1 protein-coding gene is annotated in these 2032 nt (G+C 44.1%); it reads left to right on the top strand.

Translation table 11 applies throughout. From position 1 onward, the window contains the following. Positions 1 to 1956 (top strand): putative barnase/colicin E5 family endoribonuclease (locus FNE76_RS08345; RefSeq protein WP_456237338.1); only part of this gene is annotated, 1956 nt, incomplete at its 5' end. Positions 1957 to 2032: the final 76 nt, after the last annotated feature.

The following is a 2032-nucleotide window of genomic DNA, read 5'->3' as shown; positions in this document are numbered from 1 at the left end:
GGCGCAGATGGGGGGAAATCAGGGAATGGGGGTGGAGATGGGGAACTTATTAGCCAAACCACGCCCACACGCAAAGCCACCAAGGAGGACTTAACAGAGGAATTTTTAGAGGAGGTCAAAAGACGCAAGAATGATAAGGTTTGGGTGGGGGATTTAACAAACCCCCAAATTATCCAACATCTAGGCTTTGACCCCAATAAGCCGATTAAAATGTTATTTGATGGGGACGCTTTAACGCACATTGAAAAAAGACATGGAGAGGGGAGTCCTTTAGTTGAAAGTAGCGGGCAACCAGCGGTCAAATTGGAAGATATCCAAAACTACCCCGACATTGTGAATCATGCGGATTTGATGAGGGTAGAGGACACGCCTAAGGGCAAGTATCTTTTAGTCGGCAAGCAAATTAACGGGTATATGGCAGTGGTGGAGGTGATAGGCACAAAAAACAACCAATTAACCTTAAAAACGATGTACAAAGAACATGGGAAACTAGAGAATGCAAAGGAATTTAAAAAGTCCATCGGTAACCACGATGTGGCGGATTCACGCCCGTTAAATACGGGTGATTCCTTAGATACCGCTATGGACTTGGGCAATCCTACCAAACCCCCGCTTAACAATCAAACCCCCTTACTCCCCTATAAGCCCAACACACATATCCCAGCCACGACTGAAGAAATCCTAGCCGCAGGCAGAAACGCGCATTTAGACAAGCAAGACATTTTAGACGCCATTAGATTTAAAAACAAGCTTTTAGAAGACATTTTAAAACCTAACCCCGCCTTTGGAGAGAATTTTAAAGAATTTGCGCTTAAGGGGAAAGAGGCGGTTAGCAAGCTTTTAAAAGAAAAACGCGGGCAAGTAGCCGGGGCGTTTTATAGAGAGGACTTGGGTTATATTGATTTGGTGTGGGGGAGTGTAGAGGGTAAAGGTAAAGAGGCTAAAGGCCTAGAGTTATCTAAGATTGTAGAAAAGCATTTGGAGGATTTTAAGGACTTTAAGGGCAGCACCCCATACGAAAAACTAGCGCATGGCCTTGATGAGATTATGGCTAAAGGGCAAGCTGTCCAAACCCACAATGGTTACAATATCCTCTACAATGGTTATAAAATCGGGCTTAACGAGGGGTGGAATCAAGGGGGCGTTAAAGTCGGTAAAAATAAGTGGGTGGTTACCGCTTATGACAACTCTAGGGATTTAGCGAGCAAGAGCCAAGGTCGCAACTCTGACTCTTTGACTAAGGGCGAGACTCTGCCCCTAAACTCTAAACCCGACTCTACCACATCCCCCCTTAAAAAGCGCACAAAACCCAAAGAAAAGAAACCCGAGATGACCCCAGAAGAAGAAGAGCAAATAAATAAACGCCTTGAAGAAGCGATGAAAAGAGCCGCCCAAGAGCGCCAGCAAGAAGAAGGGCAAAAGAGTTTAGAACTTAAAAAGGTTTTTAAAAAGCATTTTGACTTTAAAGACGATGACATCTTTAACTTCAACTTCCCTAAAGAATTAAAGGCGCAAATAGAAGAAGTGGGCAAAATCCACAACCTAGATTTAAATTATAGCTTTGAGAAACTCAGCCATGGGCTAGAGCCTCTTTTTAAAAAGGAGGATGTGCCCCTTTTAAAACAAATTGTAGAAAAACCCGACTATGTGTTGCAAAGTTTCCACGGGCTTGAGTTCTACAAAAAGGTTAATGGGGAGTGGTATTATTTTGCGCATGCGAGGGCGAGAGAAAAAGAAAGTTTCTATCTTTTGGAGGCTAAAGAAAAGCAAGTTTTGCAGAGATTAGTTAGACATATCATCTTGGGCAGGGACCCTGTTGCTAAAAATGCAGAAGAGGAGCACGCTATTTGGACAGCCAAAATGCAGGGCCTAAACATAACGCCCTTTTCAGAAATCCCATGGCCTGAGCAGTGGCCTAAAGAGTGGCCCAAAGATACCCCCATGGAGCGTGAGTGATGCTAACCCCCTATCTTAACCAAGTTTTTAACGCCGATGCGTTAGGCTTTATGCAGGGCTTGCCTGATGCTTGTAT

It is taken from the genome of Helicobacter mehlei (assembly GCF_007280785.1).
GTDB classification, from domain to species: Bacteria; Campylobacterota; Campylobacteria; order Campylobacterales; family Helicobacteraceae; genus Helicobacter; species Helicobacter mehlei.
The sequence above is the reverse complement of the archived record's forward strand: the minus strand, read 5'-3'. Positions and strand labels throughout refer to the sequence as shown.